Source organism: Massilia sp. Mn16-1_5 (assembly GCF_004798585.1).
Taxonomy (GTDB): domain Bacteria; phylum Pseudomonadota; class Gammaproteobacteria; order Burkholderiales; family Burkholderiaceae_D; genus Telluria.
Window position 1 is genome coordinate 93,435 of the sequence record NZ_PPXQ01000015.1, and the last position, 19,153, is coordinate 112,587.

Below are 19,153 nucleotides of genomic sequence, written 5' to 3' on the forward strand. Positions count from 1 at the left end.
GGAGGGTTAACTCAATGATTACTTGATGGCGTTGGCCAGTCGAGTCGTTACGTTAGTGAACGTAGCGCTGATTCCGTCACCGAGTGCTTCTGCGGCGACGGCGACACCAACACCAACCAATGCAGCGATCAGGCCGTACTCAATGGCAGTAACGCCGTCTTCGTCAGCCATGAAAGCTTGCACAGCGGTAAAGATCGTTTTCATGAGAAACTCCATATGGTGGTTTATAAGAACAACCTGCAACGGTGGGAAAATTCCCCTGACTCTGCCGCTAGTGCTTTGTCGTTTCCGTTGCAGTGAGTTCACTATAAAAGATGATGCTCCACAGTAAGTTGACTGTGAGCAAGCTTTCTTAGGGGAATTAGTTTCTCAGGTGGAACTTTGATCCAGGTCGTACACACACCTTCGTGTGGACCGAAAACGCCAAAAAAAGCAGCGCAAATATTGCTTAGATAACAAAAAGAGATTATGCTGTTTCGCTTGCTCTTAGGAAATTCAGGCGCTTGCGCGCCCCTCGGAGTAGCTGTGGCGGGTTGATTACATTTCTGAGAATGACATGGATTCCCTTCTGAAACACATGGTGGACATGACCGGCCACCGCGACCATGCGATGCTCGACATCTCAGTGGTGGCGGCAGTGCAGGAACTGGCCGCCGCCGCGCAGACGCGGGTGTTATCCATCTCCACATTCGGCGGACGCCAATACATACGGGTCCGCGCCAGCATCAACGAAGGGGACACGCCCCGCGTCGAAGACCTGCATGACGGCGCCTCGCCTGGTGAGCCGCTCGACAATTATCCGGAGCTGACAGCCTGCCTGGCGCGCCACGAGGCCAGCGCCGAAGCCTGCGGTCCAGGCTGCAAACGTACCCTGTGGCTGCCGATCTGGTTCGGCGACAAGGCCACCACCTGCCTCGAAATCGTGCGCGAGGCGCCCTACCATGCCGCCATCATTCACACGATTACGGGCATCATCGGGGTCTACCGCAATTTCCAGAATTTGCTGGACTACAGCGAACGCGATTCGCTGACCGGCCTCCTCAACCGCAAAACCTTCGAAGACCAGCTGGCGCGCATCCTGCAAGCGCCGGCCGAGCCGGAGCCGCCGCTGCCGGGCCAGCCCGAGCGGCGTTGCAGTCAGGGAGAAAAGAAGGGATGGCTGGCCGTGGTCGACGTCGACCACTTCAAGATGGTGAACGACACCTTCGGCCACCTGTACGGCGATGAAGTGCTGATCCTGATCGCGAACCAGTTGCAGGCCTCGTTCCGGGCCCAGGACCGGGTGTTCCGTTTCGGCGGCGAAGAATTCGTGGTCCTGCTGCGCTCGACGACGCTCGAGCATGCGCGCCGTATCATCGACCGCTTCCGCACCAATGTCGAGAGCTACCAGTTCCCGCAGGTTGGCAAGGTGACGGTGAGCATCGGTTTCGTGAGCCTCAGCCCCTACGATTCACCGGTCGTCACACTCGGCCACGCCGACCAGGCCCTCTACTATGCCAAGACCCACGGCCGCAACCAGGTCTGTCATTACAACGAACTGGTCGAGCGCGGCTTGCTGCAGACGGTGACGACGAACGACACCGCCGAATTCTTCTAGTCGTTTTCAGGGAACCAGCAGGAATTTATTTGGATCGACGCGCCACTTCTCGGGCGACTCATGGCGCACGATCTTGTCGCCACCGCCGAAGCCCAGCGAACGCGACAGGTCGAGCAGCTCCGGGCGAATATAGATCTCTTTCTTGGTGTTGAAGAACACGTTGACCTTTGGTGTGAGCAGGTTGGTTTCGTGCGGCTCCACCACCACGCCCAGGCGCCCCGACTCCAGCATCACCATCGTGCCAACCGGATAGATGCCGACGCAGCGCATGAATTCCTGGGCCAGCGCCGGATTGAAGTGGAACTTGCTCCACTCATAGATCTTGCGCAGCGCGTCGGCCGCCGACATGCCCTTGTGATAGCAGCGGTCCGAGGTGATCGCATCGTAGACGTCGACGATCGCCGCCATCTGCGCCAGTTCGGAAATCTCGGATTCGTTCTGCATTTCCGGATAGCCGCTGCCGTCGCGCCGCTCGTGGTGGTGCAGCGTGATGTCGAGCGGAATCGCGCCGATCTCCGGGGTCTGACGCAGGATGTCGTAACCGTCGCGCGGATGCTTCTTGATGATCGCGAATTCCTCGTCGGTCAGGCGTCCCGGCTTGTTCAGGATGCTGTCCGGCACCAGCGCCTTGCCCGTGTCATGCAGCAGGCCGCCGATGCCGGCCTGGTAGATCGTCTCCTCGTCCATGCCGCGCGAACGGCAGAAGGCGACCAGCAAGGTGCACACGCTGACCGAATGCAGGAAGGTGTAGTCGTCCTTGGTCTTGATGCGCATCAGGCTGAGCAAGGCACCGGAATTGCGCAGGATCGATTCGGTGATACTGGTCACCACCGGCGAGACGTTTTCCATCTCGACCGCCTTGCCCAGGCGTGCATCCTGCATCACCGTGCGCACCAGGTTCACGGCCTGGCGCCGGATGCCGACTGCACGCTGGATCTCGTCGCCAAGCGAGGCGCGCACCGGTTTGACGGGTTTGCTGGCGATGGCGGTCACCTCGGCCTCGGTCTTGGCCTGGGCTTCGGCCAGGGTCGGCGCTTCCTTCACATCGAGCCCCTTCGAGCAGTCGATGATGACGTTACGGATGCCGGCCTTGGTGATCTTGCGGATTTCGTCCATGCTGCTGAGGACGAATTTGGCACGAACGAACGGATGTTCCATCCACCCGCAGTCGAGGTCGTGGATAGCCATGCCCACGCGCAGCTGGGAGGAGTCGATTTTCTTAAGCATGCAACGATCCAGCGATATGTTAATCTCCGCCACCGCGGCGGGACCATGCAGTATATCAAGGACATTTCCGTACATAAACTTTTCGTCATTCATGTGTTGCAACTAGACACAAATTAGTTCTTCATGGAATTACGACAACTCCGCTATTTCGTCGCCATCGTCGACCACGGCTCGCTGTCCCGTGCGGCGCTGGTCTTGCACGTGGCCCAGCCGGCGCTGACCCAGCAGCTGCGCCAGCTCGAGGAAGAACTCGGCGCCCAATTGCTGCACCGCTCCGCCCATGGCGTCCTCAGCACCGATGCCGGCAAGGTGTTTTATGAGCACGCCCAGGCCATCCTGAAGCAGGTGGCCGACGCCCGCTCGGCCGTCACCCAGTCGACCACGCGTCCCTCCGGCAGCGTCACCCTCGGCCTGCCGCACAGCATTTCGGGCGCCCTTGCCTTACCCCTGCTCACCGCCGCGCGTGCGACCTACCCGGAAATCACGCTGCAACTGACCGAGGAAATCTCGGGCAACCTGATCGAACAGCTGAAATCGGGCCGCCTGAACCTGGCCGTCCTGTTCGACGACGGCCAGCTCGGCGGCTTCGAGGCCACGCCCCTGGTCGAGGAAGACCTGATGTACATCTGCCGCGCCGACTCCGCCCTGAAACCGCAGGAACCGGCCATTACCCTGGGCACGGCGCTCGGCACCACCCTGATCCTGCCGGCCCAGCAGCACGGCGTGCGGCCGTTGATCGAGCAGGCGGCGGCCGGTGCCGGCCTGGCGCTGAGCAAACTGATCGAAATCAATTCAATCGCTATCCTGAAATCCGCCCTGCTGGCCGACATGGGCGCGACCCTGCTGCCGCTGGCCCCCTTGCGTGCCGAAATCGACAGCGGCCTGCTGGCCGCGGTCCCGATCGACAACCCGGCGATCCGGCGCAGCGTCACCCTCTGCGCCTCGCGCAATATCCCCCTGACGAATGCGGCTGCCGCGATCAGCCGCCTGGTGCGCCAGGTCACCGAAATGCTGTGCGCAAATGGCGGCTGGCCGGGCGCGCAATTGCGTGAATAACTGCTATCAGTTTTTCTTATACCCCTATCCGCAATCCCTATTTCCCCTGCTGACGGGAAGCTCATACACTCCTCGCGCCCGGTGAACCGCTGTTGATCGGGCATGTCGCTACCGCGACCTTTCCCCGCCTTCGATCCGCGCCTACCCGGCGCCGAGCATCAAGCGGGGCCATACCGATTACAAAAGGAGTCCGTCATGCCCGATACCGTCGCGCCGCAAACCGCGCAGGATCTCGTCCCGTCCCGCCTCACCACCGTCACCCTCGACGACAAATACACCGCGAAGTCGGGCAACATCTTCCTGTCGGGCATCCAGGCCCTGGTGCGCCTGCCGATGATGCAGCGCGAGCGCGACGGCGCCGCTGGATTAAATACTGCCGGCTTCGTCTCCGGCTACCGCGGCTCGCCGCTGGGCGGCCTGGACGAAACCCTGTGGAAGGCGAAAGGCCACCTGGAAGCGAGCCACGTGCAGTTCGTACCCGGCGTGAACGAAGATCTCGCCGCGACCGCCGTCTGGGGCACGCAAACGGTTGACCTGATCGGCCCGACGAAATACGACGGCGTGTTCGCCATGTGGTACGGCAAAGGCCCGGGGGTCGACCGTTGCGGCGACGTCTTTAAACACATGAACCATGCCGGCACGGCCAAGAACGGCGGCGTGCTGCTGGTGGCCGGCGACGACCACGGCGCCTATTCGTCGACCCTGCCGCACCAGTCGGACCACATCTTCTCGGCCTGCATGATCCCCGTGCTCTACCCCTGCAACGTGCAGGAATACCTGGATCTCGGTGTGCACGGCTGGGCCATGTCGCGCTTTTCGGGCTGCGCGGTCGCCTTCAAAGCGCTGGCCGACACGGTCGAATCGAGCGCCTCGGTCGACGCGAATCCGCACCGCGTGCAAGTGAAACTGCCGCAGGATTTCGCGATGCCGGAAGGCGGCCTGAATACGAAGCTGTCGTCGGTGCCGCTGGGCCAGCAGGCGCGTAATCAGGAAGCGCTGATGCAGGACTACAAAATCTACGCGGCGCTGGCCTATGCGCGCGAGAATAAACTGAATCACACGACGATCGACAGCCCGAACGCGAAGCTCGGCATCATCGCCTCCGGCAAATCCTACCTGGACGTCCTGGAGGCGCTCGAGGAGCTGGGCATTGACGAAGCGATGGCGGCGAAAGTCGGCCTGCGCCTGTTCAAGGTCGCGATGATCTGGCCGCTGGAGCCGGAAGGCGTGCGCGAATTCGCGCAGGGCCTGGACGAGATCCTGGTGGTCGAAGAAAAGCGGCAAGTCGTCGAATACCAGCTGAAGGAACAGCTGTATAACTGGCGCGACGATGTACGTCCTCACATCATCGGCAAGTTCGACGATAAGGGAGAATGGGTCGCGCCGCGCGGCGACTGGCTGCTGCCGCCGAAAGCCGACTTCTCGGTCGCGCAAGTGGCACGCGTGATCGCCGGCCGCATCGCGCGCCTGGTGCAGGATGAGACCACGCGTGACCTGATCAAGGCCCGTCTGGCCTTCCTCGACGCGAAGGACGCCGTGCTGCAAAAGGCGATCACCACGCCCTTCCGCCCAGCCTTCTACTGCTCCGGCTGCCCGCACAACACCTCGACCAAGGTGCCGGACGGCTCCTTCGCGCTGGCCGGCATCGGCTGCCACGTGATGGCGACCTCGATCTACCCGGAGATGAACAAGCTGACCACCCACATGGGCGGGGAAGGTGCGCCCTGGATCGGCCAGGCCGCGTTCTCGAAAGTGCCGCACGTGTTCCAGAACCTGGGCGACGGCACCTATTTCCATTCCGGCTACCTGGCCGTGCGCGCCGCGGTCTCGGCCAAGGTGAACATCACTTATAAAATCCTGTACAACGACGCAGTCGCGATGACCGGCGGCCAGCCGGTCGACGGCACCACCTCCGTCCCGCACATCGCCCAGCAGATGGCGGCCGAAGGCGTGAAGCGCATCGCATTGGTGACCGAAGACCTGTCGCGCTACGCCGACCGCTCGAGCCTGCCTGCCCTGGTCACCCTGCACGACCGCAAGGAGATGGACGACATCCAGCGCGAACTGCGCGAGCTGCCTGGCGTCTCCGTCATCATCTACGACCAGACCTGCGCCGCCGAAAAGCGCCGCCGCCGCAAGAAGGGCGAATTCCCGGACCTGCCGAAGCGCATGGTCATCAACGAAGCCGTCTGCGAAGGCTGCGGCGACTGCGGCATCCAGTCGAACTGCGTCTCGATCCTGCCGAAGGAAACGGAATTCGGCCGCAAGCGCACCATCGACCAGTCGTCCTGCAACAAGGACTATTCGTGCACCAAGGGTTTTTGTCCAAGCTTCGTGACCGTCGAGGGTGGCACGCTGAAAAAGAGCAAAGCGGGCGTCACCAAGGGCGACGACGATGGCTGGGGCGCCCTGCCCGAGCCGGTGCTGCCCTCGGTCGAACACCCCTATAACATCCTGATCAACGGCATCGGCGGCACCGGCGTGATCACCGTCGGCGCCCTGATGGGCATGGCCGCGCACCTGGAAGCGAAGGGTGCATCGGTGCTGGACATGACCGGCATGAGCCAGAAGAACGGCTCCGTCACCTCGCACGTGAAAATCGCCGCGACGCCTGAACGCCTGCGCGCCCAGCGCATCGCTACCGGCGAAGCGGACCTGGTCCTCGGCTGCGACATGCTGACCACCGGCGCCGCCGACGCGATTTCCAAAATGCGTCCGGGCCGCACGCTGGCCATCGTCAACCTGCACGAGCAGCCGACCGGCACCTTCGCGCAGAACGCCGACTGGCAGTTCCCAGCTGAGGATGTGCGCGGCCTGATCGTGGAAGCCGTGGGCGGCGCCGACGGTGCCGACTTCGTCGATGCGACCAAGCTGGCGACTGCTCTGATGGGCGACTCGATCGCAACGAACCTGTTCCTGATGGGGTATGCCTGGCAGAAGGGACGCATTCCTTTGACCGAAGCAGCGCTGATGCGCGCGATCGAACTGAATGGCGTCGCCGTCGCCTCCAACAAAAAGAGTTTCATGTGGGGCCGCCGCGCCGCCGTCGACTTCAAGCGCGTCGAGAAGACCGCGACGCCGGCCCAGGCCGTGCTGGTGCAGATGCCGCAAAGCCTCGACACCGTCATCAAGAAACGCGTCGACTTCCTGACCGGCTACCAGGATGCGGCCTATGCCGGCCAGTACGCCGAACTGGTCGAGCGCGTGCGCGCGGCCGAATCGGCGGCCGGTCTCGGGAATAAACTGTCGATGGCGGTAGCGAAGTACTACTTCAAGCTGATGGCCTACAAAGACGAGTACGAAGTGGCGCGCCTGTACACCGACGGCCGCTTCCTCGAGCAGGTCAAGTCGCAGTTCGAAGGCGATTTCAAATTCAAGTTCAACCTGGCGCCACCGCTGTTCGCGAAGAAGGATGCCAAGGGCCAGCTCGTGAAAAAGGAATTCGGTTCGTGGATGCTCGGCGCCTTCAAAGTGCTGGCGAAGCTGAAAGGCCTGCGCGGCGGCGCCTTCGACGTGTTCGGCCACACCGCCGAGCGCAAGATGGAGCGCGCGCTGATCGTCGAGTATCGCCAGATGATCGACATGCTGCTGCCTGCGCTGAACGGCGCCTCGTATGCGACCGCCGTCGAGCTGGCGAATCTGCCGGAACAGATCCGCGGCTTTGGCCATGTGAAGGAAAAGGCGGTCGAGAACTTCCGTGCTCGCAAGGCGGAGCTGCTCAGCGGCAACGTCAAAAAACGCGCCGCGTAGATTTTGACGGTGGACCGCGTGGAGTCAGGACTCCACCCTACGAATCGCAACGAATCGTAGGGTGGGCTCCGCCCACGCGGTCTCACCGGTTGCGCACCCCAACATCCCAAACTTGACGTTAACGTTAACGTCATATACCGTACAAATCGAACCTGTCCGCGTCCGATTCCTAGAAGGAACCCCATGAACGACATCACCACCGCCGCCAAGCTCGAGCTGCCGGAGCAGCCGAAGCTCGCCAACAAGGTCCGCTTCGTCACCGCCGCCTCGCTGTTCGACGGCCACGATGCCTCGATTAACATCATGCGCCGCATCCTGCAGTCGAACGGCGTCGAAGTCATCCACCTCGGCCACAACCGCTCGGTCGACGACGTCGTCACCGCGGCCCTGGCCGAAGACGTGCAAGGCATCGCCATCTCCAGCTACCAGGGCGGCCACGTCGAATATTTCAAGTACATGATCGACCTGCTGCGCCAGCGTGGCGGCGCGCATATCAAAGTCTTCGGCGGCGGCGGCGGCGTGATCGTCCCGAGCGAGATCGAAGAACTCCACGCCTACGGCGTCACCCGTATCTTCAGTCCGGAAGACGGCCAGCGCATGGGTCTGGTAGGCATGATCCGCTCGATGATCGAAGCTTGCGACATCGACCTCTCCCCTTACGCGCCGACCGCGATCGACGCGCTGCGCACGGGCGACATCGCCGAACGCCACCGCCCGCTGGCCCAGTTGATCACGGCCCTCGAAAACGGCAAAGCGGACCCGGAACTGCGCAAGCAGATCGTCGAAGCGGCCGATACCCTCAAAGTGCCGGCACTCGGCATCACCGGCACCGGCGGCGCCGGTAAATCCTCGCTGACCGACGAACTGATTCGCCGCATCCGCCTCGACCAGAACGACCGCCTGAACATCGCGGTGATCTCGATCGACCCGTCGCGCCGCAAGTCGGGCGGCGCCCTGCTGGGCGACCGCATCCGCATGAACGCGATCAATCCGTGGAACGGTCAATCCCGCGTCTTCATGCGTTCGCTGGCCACGCGCGAAGCGGGCTCCGAGATCTCGCATGCCTTGCCGGACGTGATCGCCGCCTGCAAGGTCGCCGGCTTCGACGTGGTGATCGTCGAGACCTCGGGCATCGGCCAGGGCGACGCGGCCATCGTGCCGCACGTCGACGCCTCGATGTATGTGATGACCCCGGAATTCGGCGCCGCCTCGCAGCTGGAAAAGATCGACATGCTCGATTTCGCCGACTTCATCGCGATTAACAAATTCGACCGCAAGGGTGCGCAGGATGCGCTGCGCGACGTCGCGAAGCAGTACCAGCGCAACCGCGAGTTGTGGTCGCAAAGCCCGGACCAGATGCCGGTGTTCGGCACCCAGGCGTCGCGCTTCAACGACGACGGCGTGACCGCCCTGTACCACGGCCTGCTGCCGAAACTGGCGGAACTGGGCCTGAAGGTCGAAGCCTCGAAACTGGCCGTGCCGCCGCAGAAGCACTCGAGCGGCAAGAACGTGATCGTGCCGCCGGCCCGCGCCCGTTATCTGGCCGAGATCGCCGACACCGTGCGCGGCTACCACAAGAACACGAGCAAGCAAGTCAAACTGGCGCGCGAGCGCCAGCAGCTCAGCGAAACCAAGCGCATGCTGGCCGCGGCGAATCGCGAAGTGGTGCTGGACGACTTGATCACCGAGCGTGAGAACGCGATGGACGGCAACGCGAAGAAGCTGCTCGACATGTGGCCCGACATGCAGGCTGCCTACGCCGGCGACGACTATGTCGTCAAAATCCGCGACAAGGAAATTCGCACCAAACTGGTGCAAAAAACCCTGTCCGGCACGACGATCCGCAAGGTTGCGCTGCCGAAGTTCGAAGACCACGGCGAAGTGCTGCGCTTCCTGATGCTGGAAAACGTGCCGGGCTCCTTCCCGTTCACGGCCGGCGTGTTCGCTTTTAAACGCGAAGGCGAAGATCCAACCCGCATGTTCGCCGGCGAAGGCGACGCCTTCCGCACCAATAAGCGCTTCAAGCTCGTCTCGACCGGCATGGACGCGAAGCGCCTGTCGACCGCCTTCGACTCCGTCACCCTGTACGGCGCCGACCCGGCCCTGCGTCCCGACATCTACGGCAAGGTCGGCAACTCGGGCGTCTCGATCGCGACCCTGGACGACATGAAGGTGCTGTACGACGGTTTCGACTTGTGCAGCCCGTCGACCTCGGTCTCGATGACGATCAACGGCCCGGCGCCGACCATCCTGGCGATGTTCATGAACACCGCCATCGACCAGCAGATCGAAAAGTTCGTTCAAGATAACCACCGCCAGCCGACTGCCGATGAAGCGGCAAAAATCAAGGAATGGGTGCTGGCCAACGTGCGCGGCACGGTGCAGGCCGACATCCTGAAGGAAGACCAGGGCCAGAATACCTGCATCTTCTCGACCGAGTTCTCGCTGAAGGTCATGGGCGACATCCAGGAATATTTCGTGCACCACCAGGTCCGCAATTTCTATTCCGTGTCGATCTCGGGCTACCACATCGCCGAAGCCGGTGCGAACCCGATCTCGCAGCTGGCGTTCACGCTCTCGAACGGTTTTACGTTTGTCGAAGCCTACCTCGCGCGCGGCATGCACATCGACGATTTCGCACCGAACCTGTCGTTCTTCTTCTCGAACGGGATGGATCCGGAATACACGGTGCTGGGCCGCGTGGCGCGCCGTATCTGGGCCGTCGCGATGCGCGACAAGTACGGCGCCAACGACCGCTCGCAGAAGCTGAAGTACCACATCCAGACTTCGGGCCGCTCGCTGCACGCGCAGGAAATCGACTTCAACGACATCCGCACCACGCTGCAAGCGCTGATCGCGATCTACGACAACTGCAACTCGCTGCACACCAACGCCTACGACGAAGCGATCACCACGCCGACCGACGAATCCGTCCGGCGCGCGCTTGCGATCCAGCTGATCATCAACCGCGAGTGGGGCCTGGCCAAGAACGAGAACCCGAACCAGGGCTCGTTCATCATGGACGAACTGACGGACCTGGTCGAAGAAGCGGTGCTGCAGGAATTCGAGCGCATCGCCGAGCGCGGCGGCGTGCTGGGCGCGATGGAAACCGGCTACCAGCGCGGCAAGATCCAGGAAGAGTCGATGCTCTACGAGCACAAGAAGCACGACGGCTCGCTGCCGATCATCGGCGTGAACACCTTCCGCAACCCGAAGGGCGCGGAAGCCCCGGCGACGATCGAACTGGCCCGTTCCACCGACGACGAAAAGCAGTCGCAGCTGACGCGCCTGGAAGCCTTCCACAGCCGCCACGCCGCCGAGGCGCCAGCCGCCCTGGCCGCCCTGCAGCAGGCTGCGATCGACAACCAGAACGTATTCGACAAGCTGATGGACGCCGTGCGCGTCTGCTCGCTGGGCCAGATCACCACGGCCCTGTTCGAAGTGGGTGGGCAGTACCGCCGCAATATGTAATGGTTGCGCAGCCGTCTGTCCCGGCGGCGCCGAGCAGTCCCTCCGCAAGGCCATTGCTTGCGGAGGGATTTTTTTTGCCACCGGCTCGTCAGTCCAGCAGTGCCAGCATCCTGCGCCCCAGTAATGCACCATCGGCCGTCAGGGACGCCGCCTGCGGGTCGACCGCGTTCCAGAGGAGCAGCGGCGAGCCGCCCTGGCGCAGGCGTTCCACCCCCGCAGCGTCGATTCGCTGGTCGAGCACGATTACGCCATCGGCGCCGCGCACTGCCGCGGTGTCGAGCAATGCGCGCACACCGAGTATCACCGCATAGCCTGCTCCCGTCAGCACTTCCGCGATCCCGCCAAGCAGGGCCAGCGAGGCGGGCTGCATCTCCAGCACCACGGCCACCGTATTGCTGCGGCCCAGGCGCAGATTGCGCGCGCTGACATTCATGCGGTATCCCTGTTCGCTGGCGATACGGCGCACTTTGTCGCGGGTCTGGTCGGTCACAAGCGGGCTGTTGCGCAAGGCACGCGATACCGTAATCGGGGACACGCCTGCCAGCACGGCTAGGTCCTCCATCGTGATGCCGGCGCCACTCTTACGGTGAGTTTTCTCGGTGTTCATTGCTATCTGCGGTGAGGAAGTCGGCTCTGCCTCAAATTATGACAGATCCCCAAATCGTCCCGACCACGCCTACAATGGCAGCACGCCCATCCACGGAGCCCCGCATGCCGATCAAGCCGGAAGAACTCGCCGCCCTGATGCGCGAAGTCGAACTGGAAGACCCGATCGATTTTGCTGATTTACCCTTCCCGGAAGACGATCTGCGCGCGCTGGTGGCGAACCACTTGTGCGAGATGGCCGGCGCGATGGAAAACTTCAGCACTGAAGACCGCCTGATGACCCTGCTCGCCGTCTCGGCCAAGCTGGTGCTCGAGAACCTCGTCCTGCATGTCCAGTTGCTACGCCGCCACGGCCTGCCCGTCGGCGAGAACGTCGAAGCCCTTCTCAGCCGCCTGCGCAAGGGCGATGAGGGGTAATCCCGTAAGCAGCCTCTGGTATCGGGCCCGGCAAAGGCGCACAATCAGGCACACAGGCGGGCGTCCGACCTGCCACGCCGGCTCGACCAGCGCTTAGTACCAATAGGAAATCGCCCGTCTACAACGGTAGCCGGATTGTGCGGTAATTAATCTGTTCCTTGAGGTATTATTGTTGACTAGGAAACTTGTCGTCCGGTGTCCCGGGCGGCATCAGCATGTCCAACCAGAGGAAGCCATGTCCCGAAACAAGATGAAATTCACCACCGCAGTCGTTTCCGGTGCGCTCCTGCTTGGCGGTTTGAGCGCTTGCAACCGTGACCAATCGACTGCGAGCCTGCTGGCCGAAGCCAAGCAATACGAACAGAAGGGCGACCAGAAAGCGGCCCTGATCCAGCTGAAGAATGCGGTAGCGAAGAGTCCGGAAGACGCCGAAGCGCGCATCCAGCTCGGTAACCTGTACCTGGAAACGGGCGACGCCGTGTCGGCCGAGAAAGAATTGCGCAAGGCGGCCAGCCTGGGCCTGGCGCCCGAACGCAACCTGCCGCTGCTGGCGCAAGCCCTGCTGGCCCAAGGCAAGGCCAAGGAAGTGCTGGATGCGATCAAGCCGGAACTGGCTGCCAAGTCGGCGCCCCTGACCGCGCTACGCGGCGAAGCCCTGCTCGCCAGCGGCGACACCGACGCCGCCAAGGCCGCCTTCGACGCGGCGCTGGCCATCGATCCGGCCAGCGGCGCCGCCCTCACCGGCCTGGCGCGTCACGCCCTGATGAAGAACGACGTCGCGACGGCCCAGCGCTACGGCGCCGACGCCATTGCGAAAGACGGCAAGAATCCGGACGTCTGGATGTTCCAGGGCGGCCTGCTGCGCGGTCTGGAAAAACCCGACGAGGCGCTCGCCGCCTACGACAAGGTACTCTCCCTGCGTCCGCATGACCGCAACGCGAACCTGGAAAAGGCCTACATCCTCGTCAACCAGAAAAAGTATACCGCCGCGCGCACCGAGATCGAGGCCGCCAAGAAGGCCGCGCCGGGCAGCCTGCTGGTCACCTACGGCCAGGCCCTGCTCGACTACAGTGAAGGCAAGAACAAGGAGGCACGCGATGCGCTGCAGCGCATCCTGAAAAGCGCTCCGAACCACATGCCGAGCGTCCTGCTGGCCGGCGCCGTCGACCTGAACCTCGACTTGCCCGAACAGGCGCAGATGCACCTGCGTAAATACCTGGAAGCCGAGCCGAACAACGTCTACGCGCGCAAGCTGATGGCGCAGGCCATGCTGAAGAGCCAGCAGCCGAACGATGCCGCCGCCACGCTGGCGCCGACCCTGAACGACACCAAGGATCCGCAGCTGCTGGCCCTGGCCGGCGAGTCCTACATGCAGGCCGGGAACTTCGCCAAGGCGACGTCCTACCTCGAGAAAGCGGTCCAGCTGGCGCCGGACGTGGCCGTGCTGCGCACCTCGCTCGGCATGGCGCGCCTGCAGCAAGGCGATACCGCCAAGGGCATCGCCGAACTGGAACGCGCCACCGAGCTCGATCCGAAATCGGACCGTGCGCTGACGGCGCTGACGCAAGCCGAAATCAAGCTCAAGCACTTCGACAAGGCCATGGCCGCCGTCAACAAGCTCGAGACGCTGAAACCGGACGATCCGCAAACCTACAACCTGAAGGCAACCGTGCTGCTGGCCAAGGGTGACGTCCCGGCCGCCCGCGGCGCCTTCGAGAAGGCCTTGGAGGTCAAGCCGACCTTCTTCCCGGCGGCCGCCAACCTGGCCAAGCTCGACGTGATGGAGAAGAAGCCGGAAGTCGCCCGCAAGCGCTTCGAGGCGATCCTGGAAAAGGACAAGAAGAACTTCGGCGCCATGGGCGCGCTGGCCGAACTGGCGATGCTGGAGAAGCGTCCCGAGGAAGCCACCACCTGGCTGGAAAAGGCGCAGGCCGAGAACCCGGATGCGATCGCGCCGGTGCTCAAGCTGGGCAACCACTATCTCGCCACCAAGCAGGAAAAGAAGGCGCTGACGCTGGCCCGTAAATTCCAGGCCGCGAACCCGTCGAATTCCGAGCTGATGGACTTGCTGGGCCAGGCGCAGCTGGCCAATGACGATGCCCAGGGCGCGCTCGACAGCTACAGCAAGCTGGTCAACATCGTGCCGAAATCGGCGCTGGCGCAGATGCGCCTGGCGGACGCGCAAAGCAAGCTGAAGAACGACGCCGGCGCCGCCGAGTCGCTCAAGCGCGCCAGCGCCCTGCAGCCGAACCTGCTGCAGGCACGTGTGGCGCAGGTCGGCGTGGCGATGCGCCGCGGCCGCAACGACGAGGCTCTGGCGATGATCCGCCAGCTGCAGCAGGATATCCCGGGTTCGCCGGTCGGCTTCCTGATGGAAGGCGACCTGCACCAGTCGCAGAAAAAGCCGGCGCTGGCCGCGGCCGCCTACGACAAGGCCTTTGCCATCACCAAGTCGGGCGCGGTCCTGCTGCGCACCGCCCAGGCCCTGCGCCAGTCGGGCAAGGAAGCCGAAGCGCGCCAGCGCGTGCTCCAGTATGCAAAGGCGCATCCGGAAGACCTGGGGGTGGCGATGTACGTGGCCGAATCGCACCTGGCGGCGAAGGAATACAAGCCGGCGGCAGTGCTGCTGGAAGACATCGTCAAGCGCGCACCCAACAACGGCGCGGCGCTGAACAACCTGGCCTACGCCTACCAGCAAACCAAGGATCCGCGCGCGCTGGCGACGGCCGAACAGGCGTTCAAGGTCGCCGGCGACAATGCCTCGGTGATGGACACGCTGGGCTGGATGCTGGTCGAACAGGGCAATACGCAGCGTGGCCTGCCGCTGCTGCAAAAAGCGGCGGCGGGCGCGCCGACCTTGCCGGAAGTGCGCTATCACCTGGCGGTGGCATTGAATAAATCGGGCGACAAGGCCGGCGCGCGCAAGGAACTCGAAAGCCTGCTCGCGCAAAACCAGCCATTCGCCCAGCAGGAGGAAGCCCGTTCGTTGCTAAAAACCTTATAACGGTCTAGTATTTCAGCTAAATAAAAACCAACAGCACCGCGCTTTTCGCCCCGGCGGCAAAGCGCGGTACGGCATCAAAATGAATGCACTGCCCTTGCGGCGGTGCTTCAAAACCCGAGGTATCCTGCGATGACGAATCCCGATGAGGTAGAGGAACTGGACGAGCGTACCATCGAATTTCTATCGAACGCTCATGTGTCAGAGGATCGCGATAATATAACGAACTCAGAACTAGAGGATGTTATCGTGAACCAAGATTCATATGGAATCCGGCTTACCGATACGGCAAAAGGACGCAATAAGGCCAGCATGCTGGTCAACAAGATGTATGCTTGGCGCGGCTATGCTGGCACGCACCAGTTCAGCGACGATCCCAATCGCATCACTCTTACCGCCACCGACAAAGGCGAAGTGGTAGGCACCCTGACGCTCGGTATCGATTCGCCCATTGGCCTGATGGCCGACCAGATCTTCAAGGAAGAACTCGACGTGCACCGTGCGCGCGGCGCCAAGCTCTGTGAATTCACCAAGCTTGCCTTCGACCCGACGGTACGCTCGAAAACTTCGCTCGCCAACCTGTTTCACCTGGCCGTCATTTACGCCCGCGATATCCACGACTGCACCGATATCGTTATCGAAGTCAATCCGCGCCACCGCCGCTTTTACGAGCATATGCTGGGATTCAAGCGCGAAGGCGATTTGAAGGACAATCCGCGCGTGAATGCGCCGGCTTATCTGCTGCGCATCGAGCTAGCGTATGTCACCGAGCAGATTCAAAAGCATGGCGGTACCTTCAGCGAGACGTCGACAGAACGTTCGTTCTATCCGTATTTCTTCTCCCCGCGTGAAGAGCAGGGTATTATCAATCGCCTGCGCCGCATCGACGAACACCAGGCGGCGTAATCCGCCGTATCGTTCCCGCCTGTTTTATCGAGACAGCGCCGCCATGGCGCTGCCTGTTTTCGCTATCCCGGCTTCATTCTTCTCCCCGTTTTCATTTTTTCGTCTACCGTTCCCGCACATGACCACCAATCCTTTCCGCTATGAGCAGGCTTTTTCCCGAAACATTGGCTGGGTCACGCGTGAGGAGCAGGCGCTGCTGCGCACCAAGCGGGTGGCGATCGCGGGCGGCGGCGGGGTCGGCGGCGTGCACGCGCTGACCCTGGCGCGCCTGGGCGTGACGAAATTCCGCATTGCCGACTTCGACACCTTCGACGTTCCGAATTTCAACCGCCAGGTCGGCGCCATGGTCTCGACCCTGGGCGAGCCGAAGGTCGCGGTGATCCGCCGCATGCTGCTCGACATCAATCCGGAATGCGAAGTCGAGATGTTCGAGCAGGGTATCAACGATGCCAACTTGCATGCCTTCCTTGAAGGCACCGACATGTATGTCGACGCGCTCGACTTTTTCGCCTTCGACATCCGCCAGAAGACCTTCGCCCTGTGCGCCCGGCTCGGCATTCCCGCCAGCACCGTGGCGCCGCTGGGCATGGGCGCGGCGCTGCTGAACTTCCTGCCGGGCCAGATGACTTTCGAAGAGTATTTCCAGTGGGGCAATTTGCCGGAAACGGACAAGGCCGTCCACTTCGTGGTCGGGCTGGCGCCTGCCGGCCTGCACCGTCCGTATCTGGTCGTGCCGGAAGCGGTGAATTTCGTCGAACGCCGCGGTCCCTCGACCATCATGGCCTGCCAGCTGTGCGCCGGTGTGATGGGTACCGAAGCCCTGAAGATCCTGCTGGGGCGCGGGCGCGTGCTGGCGGCGCCCTGGGGCATCCAGTTCGACGCCTACCGCAACAAGCTGGTGCGTACCTGGCGTCCGGGCGGAAATAAAAATCCCCTGCACCGCCTGATGATCAAGATCGGCAAGAAGCAGCTGGCCAAGGACCTGGCCGCCGCGGGAGCGACAGCATGACGAACGACACCATCGAACGGATCCTCGACCTGGCGCGCTGGGCGCCCAGCGGCGACAACATGCAAACCTGGCGCTTCGAGATCGCCGCGCCGGATCACCTGGTCGTGCACGCCTACGACACACGCGATCATTGCGTCTACGACCTCGACGGCCACCCGAGCCAGATCGCCTTCGGCACCCTGCTGGAAACGATCGCCATCGCCGCCAGCGGGCACGGCCTGCGCGCCGACGTCAAGCGCCGCCCGGAAGGCCGCGACACCCACCCCGTGTTCGACGTCCGTTTTACAAGCGACCCGACGGTCGTGCGCAGCCCGCTGATCGAGGCCATCGACAAGCGCACCGTGCAGCGCCGGCCAATGAAGACCACGCCGCTGAGCGCCGAACACAAGCGCCTGCTGGCGGCCACGGTAGCGCCGGACTACGAATTGAGTTGGCTGGAAACCCGTGCCCAGAAATGGCAGGCGGCCAAGCTGATGTTCAACAATGCCCGGCTGCGCCTGACGATGCCGGAAGCCTTCGAGACCCACCGCAGCATCATCGATTGGGAAAATCGTACGCACAGTCCGGATAAAGTGCCGGCCGGCGCGCTCGGCGTCGACGCCATGACCCTGCACCTGATGAAATGGGCGATGGTCAGCTGGCGCCGCATGAATACCGTCAACACCCTGATGGGCACCTGGGCGCCGCGCCTGCAGATGGACCTGGCGCCCGGCATGGCCTGCGCCGCCCACTTCGTCTTGAAGGCGAAGCGCGCGCCGCAATCGATCGACGACTACGTCGCCGCCGGACGCGCACTGCAGCGCTTCTGGCTGACCATGACCACGCTCGGCCTGTACATGCAGCCGGAGATGACGCCGCTGATCTTTTCGAAGTACGCGCGCGAAGGCACGCGTTTTACGAAGCAGCCGAAACTCGAGGGCGCGGCGCGCGACCTGCAGCGCGAAACCGAGGCCCTGATCTTCAACGACAAGCTGTTCCCGGTTTACATGGGCCGCCTCGGCTACGGTCCCGCGCCGACCTCGCGCTCGGTGCGCCGTCCGGTGGCCGAGCTGATGCAGCGCTGAACCCCGTTTCGTCCGCACATAAAAAAACGGCGTCGACCTGGTGGTCGCCGCCGTTTTTGCTTTCATTTCCCTAACTGGTGAATCTTTTCTTGTTATCGCCAGCGCTTGCCCAAGCAACTTGCGTGTGTCGTTTTGCAACGGGAAAGAGCGGGCTCGCCCGCTCTCTCTTGCTACCTGACGCTAAAAGGCTGATTAGGCCTTCTTGGCGCGCTTGCGGCTCACGACGCCAGCGCCCAGCATGGCGATGCCGAACAGGGCCAGCGAACCTGGCTCTGGCACTTCAGCCAGCTTGAACTGACCGTTGTTGCTGACGAAGAAGTAGCCTGGGGTGTTGGCGTACGCATTGCCGTTGCAGCCGTCGCCAGTGAAGCCGGCGTATTGGCAAGCAACTTCCGACACCAGGGTCGAGTCTGGGTTGGCAACGGTGTTAGCGTTGGTGAAGGCGAAGGCCATGATCGACTCGGTCGACAGGTCTTGGCCGTTTTCACGGAAGAAGTAGCCCGAATCCAGCGAGCCGGCTTCGGCTTTCGCGAAGACGGTGACTTGACCGTTGTTGGTTGGCGAGCCGCTTGCATCGACCAGGCCGCCGCCGCCTGCCATCACGGTGAACTCGGCGATCTGGTTGCCCAGGTCGGCGCCGTAGATGCCGGCCGAGGTAGCGTATTGGTTGTTGGTCGGGTTCTGGTACATGCGGATGGTGCCGCCGGCGAAGCTGAAGGCGCCGCTGAAGTTACCGGTACCGGTTGCTTCGAAGGTTGCGGTGATGTTGCCGCCTGGGTAGTTCACTGGGAACAGTTTGCCGTTGCTGTCAGCCTGGACGATGTTGAACACAGCGTGTTCGGTGAACGAGAAGCTGGAGCCGCCGGTTGGGTTGATCTGGATGAAGGCGTTGCCGTTCACGTCCAGGTATTCATTGATTTGCTGGCCGCCGGTCATGCCGCCGCCGGTCGGGTTGAAGACCCAGTCGTTCAGGACGGTCGCTGCATTGGCGCCACCGGCCAGGGACATTGCAACAGCTGCGGCGCATGCCAGTTTCTTCATAAATTTCA

The 19,153-nt window shown here is 62.8% G+C and carries 13 protein-coding genes; 9 read left to right on the plus strand and 4 right to left on the minus strand.

The features are described from left to right. Window positions 1-18: 18 nt before the first annotated feature. On the minus strand, window positions 19-204 hold the full coding sequence (locus tag C2862_RS18300; protein ID WP_136221564.1) for a Flp family type IVb pilin: 186 nt from the start codon (window positions 202-204) through the stop codon (window positions 19-21). A 352-nt stretch (window positions 205-556) separates the two neighbouring features. On the opposite strand from C2862_RS18300, the gene C2862_RS18305 reads away from it, so the two are divergent. Further along, window positions 557-1,597: a GGDEF domain-containing protein gene (locus C2862_RS18305; protein WP_136221565.1), complete on the plus strand. Its 1,041-nt coding sequence runs from the start codon at window positions 557-559 to the stop codon at window positions 1,595-1,597. Window positions 1,598-1,603: 6 nt separating this feature from the next. Here the strand turns inward: C2862_RS18305 and C2862_RS18310 are convergent, their stop codons facing one another. Continuing rightward, window positions 1,604-2,824, minus strand: coding sequence for an HD-GYP domain-containing protein (locus C2862_RS18310; protein WP_136221566.1), 1,221 nt, complete (start codon window positions 2,822-2,824; stop codon window positions 1,604-1,606). Window positions 2,825-2,947: 123 nt separating this feature from the next. Between C2862_RS18310 and C2862_RS18315 the strand changes: the two genes are divergently transcribed. The 3 genes from C2862_RS18315 to icmF all read left to right on the plus strand — a co-directional run bounded on the left by C2862_RS18315 (window position 2,948) and on the right by icmF (window position 11,101). Then, entirely contained in the window at window positions 2,948-3,880 is a 933-nt protein-coding gene (locus C2862_RS18315) for a LysR family transcriptional regulator (protein ID WP_136221567.1), read from the plus strand. A gap of 195 nt (window positions 3,881-4,075) precedes the next feature. Beyond that, a complete protein-coding gene (locus tag C2862_RS18320; protein WP_136221568.1) occupies window positions 4,076-7,630 on the plus strand; it encodes an indolepyruvate ferredoxin oxidoreductase family protein in 3,555 nt (1,184 codons plus the stop codon). 183 nt (window positions 7,631-7,813) lie between these two features. Next, window positions 7,814-11,101 carry a fused isobutyryl-CoA mutase/GTPase IcmF gene (gene icmF, locus C2862_RS18325; protein WP_136221569.1) on the plus strand — a complete coding sequence of 1,096 codons (3,288 nt, stop codon included), beginning with the start codon at window positions 7,814-7,816 and terminating at the stop codon, window positions 11,099-11,101. Between the two features lie 88 nt (window positions 11,102-11,189). Here icmF and C2862_RS18330 read toward each other — a convergent pair whose 3' ends face one another. After that, window positions 11,190-11,708: a LacI family DNA-binding transcriptional regulator gene (locus C2862_RS18330; RefSeq protein ID WP_229467503.1), complete on the minus strand. Its 519-nt coding sequence runs from the start codon at window positions 11,706-11,708 to the stop codon at window positions 11,190-11,192. A 104-nt stretch (window positions 11,709-11,812) separates the two neighbouring features. On the opposite strand from C2862_RS18330, the gene C2862_RS18335 reads away from it, so the two are divergent. From C2862_RS18335 to C2862_RS18355, 5 genes are all read left to right on the plus strand, one after another. Next, window positions 11,813-12,124, plus strand: a complete 312-nt coding sequence (locus C2862_RS18335) for a hypothetical protein (protein ID WP_136221571.1) — start codon at window positions 11,813-11,815, stop codon at window positions 12,122-12,124. Between the two features lie 250 nt (window positions 12,125-12,374). Next, window positions 12,375-15,128, plus strand: coding sequence for an XrtA/PEP-CTERM system TPR-repeat protein PrsT (prsT, locus tag C2862_RS18340; protein ID WP_229467504.1), 2,754 nt, complete (start codon window positions 12,375-12,377; stop codon window positions 15,126-15,128). A gap of 246 nt (window positions 15,129-15,374) precedes the next feature. Further along, on the plus strand, window positions 15,375-16,031 hold the full coding sequence (locus tag C2862_RS18345; protein WP_229467505.1) for an N-acetyltransferase: 657 nt from the start codon (window positions 15,375-15,377) through the stop codon (window positions 16,029-16,031). A gap of 118 nt (window positions 16,032-16,149) precedes the next feature. Next, window positions 16,150-17,040, plus strand: coding sequence for a ThiF family adenylyltransferase (locus C2862_RS18350; RefSeq protein ID WP_136221573.1), 891 nt, complete (start codon window positions 16,150-16,152; stop codon window positions 17,038-17,040). Continuing rightward, window positions 17,037-18,104, plus strand: coding sequence for a nitroreductase family protein (locus C2862_RS18355; RefSeq protein ID WP_136221574.1), 1,068 nt, complete (start codon window positions 17,037-17,039; stop codon window positions 18,102-18,104). The genes C2862_RS18350 and C2862_RS18355 overlap by 4 nt, the downstream gene beginning before the upstream one ends. 192 nt (window positions 18,105-18,296) lie before the next feature. On the opposite strand, the gene pepA is transcribed toward C2862_RS18355, so the two are convergent. Beyond that, on the minus strand, window positions 18,297-19,145 hold the full coding sequence (gene pepA, locus C2862_RS18360) for a flocculation-associated PEP-CTERM protein PepA (RefSeq protein WP_168710105.1): 849 nt from the start codon (window positions 19,143-19,145) through the stop codon (window positions 18,297-18,299). Between the last annotated feature and the right edge of the window lie 8 nt (window positions 19,146-19,153).

Excerpts from the sequence above, each read along its gene's own strand:
- C2862_RS18300 (WP_136221564.1), bottom strand. The coding sequence starts at position 204 with ATGAAAACGATCTTTACCGCTGTGCAAGCTTTCATGGCTGACGAAGAC.
- C2862_RS18305 (WP_136221565.1), top strand. The coding sequence starts at position 557 with ATGGATTCCCTTCTGAAACACATGGTGGACATGACCGGCCACCGCGAC.
- C2862_RS18310 (WP_136221566.1), bottom strand. The coding sequence starts at position 2,824 with ATGCTTAAGAAAATCGACTCCTCCCAGCTGCGCGTGGGCATGGCTATC.
- C2862_RS18315 (WP_136221567.1), top strand. The coding sequence starts at position 2,948 with ATGGAATTACGACAACTCCGCTATTTCGTCGCCATCGTCGACCACGGC.
- C2862_RS18320 (WP_136221568.1), top strand. The coding sequence starts at position 4,076 with ATGCCCGATACCGTCGCGCCGCAAACCGCGCAGGATCTCGTCCCGTCC.
- icmF (WP_136221569.1), top strand. The coding sequence starts at position 7,814 with ATGAACGACATCACCACCGCCGCCAAGCTCGAGCTGCCGGAGCAGCCG.
- C2862_RS18330 (WP_229467503.1), bottom strand. The coding sequence starts at position 11,708 with ATGAACACCGAGAAAACTCACCGTAAGAGTGGCGCCGGCATCACGATG.
- C2862_RS18335 (WP_136221571.1), top strand. The coding sequence starts at position 11,813 with ATGCCGATCAAGCCGGAAGAACTCGCCGCCCTGATGCGCGAAGTCGAA.
- prsT (WP_229467504.1), top strand. The coding sequence starts at position 12,375 with ATGAAATTCACCACCGCAGTCGTTTCCGGTGCGCTCCTGCTTGGCGGT.
- C2862_RS18350 (WP_136221573.1), top strand. The coding sequence starts at position 16,150 with ATGACCACCAATCCTTTCCGCTATGAGCAGGCTTTTTCCCGAAACATT.
- C2862_RS18355 (WP_136221574.1), top strand. The coding sequence starts at position 17,037 with ATGACGAACGACACCATCGAACGGATCCTCGACCTGGCGCGCTGGGCG.
- pepA (WP_168710105.1), bottom strand. The coding sequence starts at position 19,145 with ATGAAGAAACTGGCATGCGCCGCAGCTGTTGCAATGTCCCTGGCCGGT.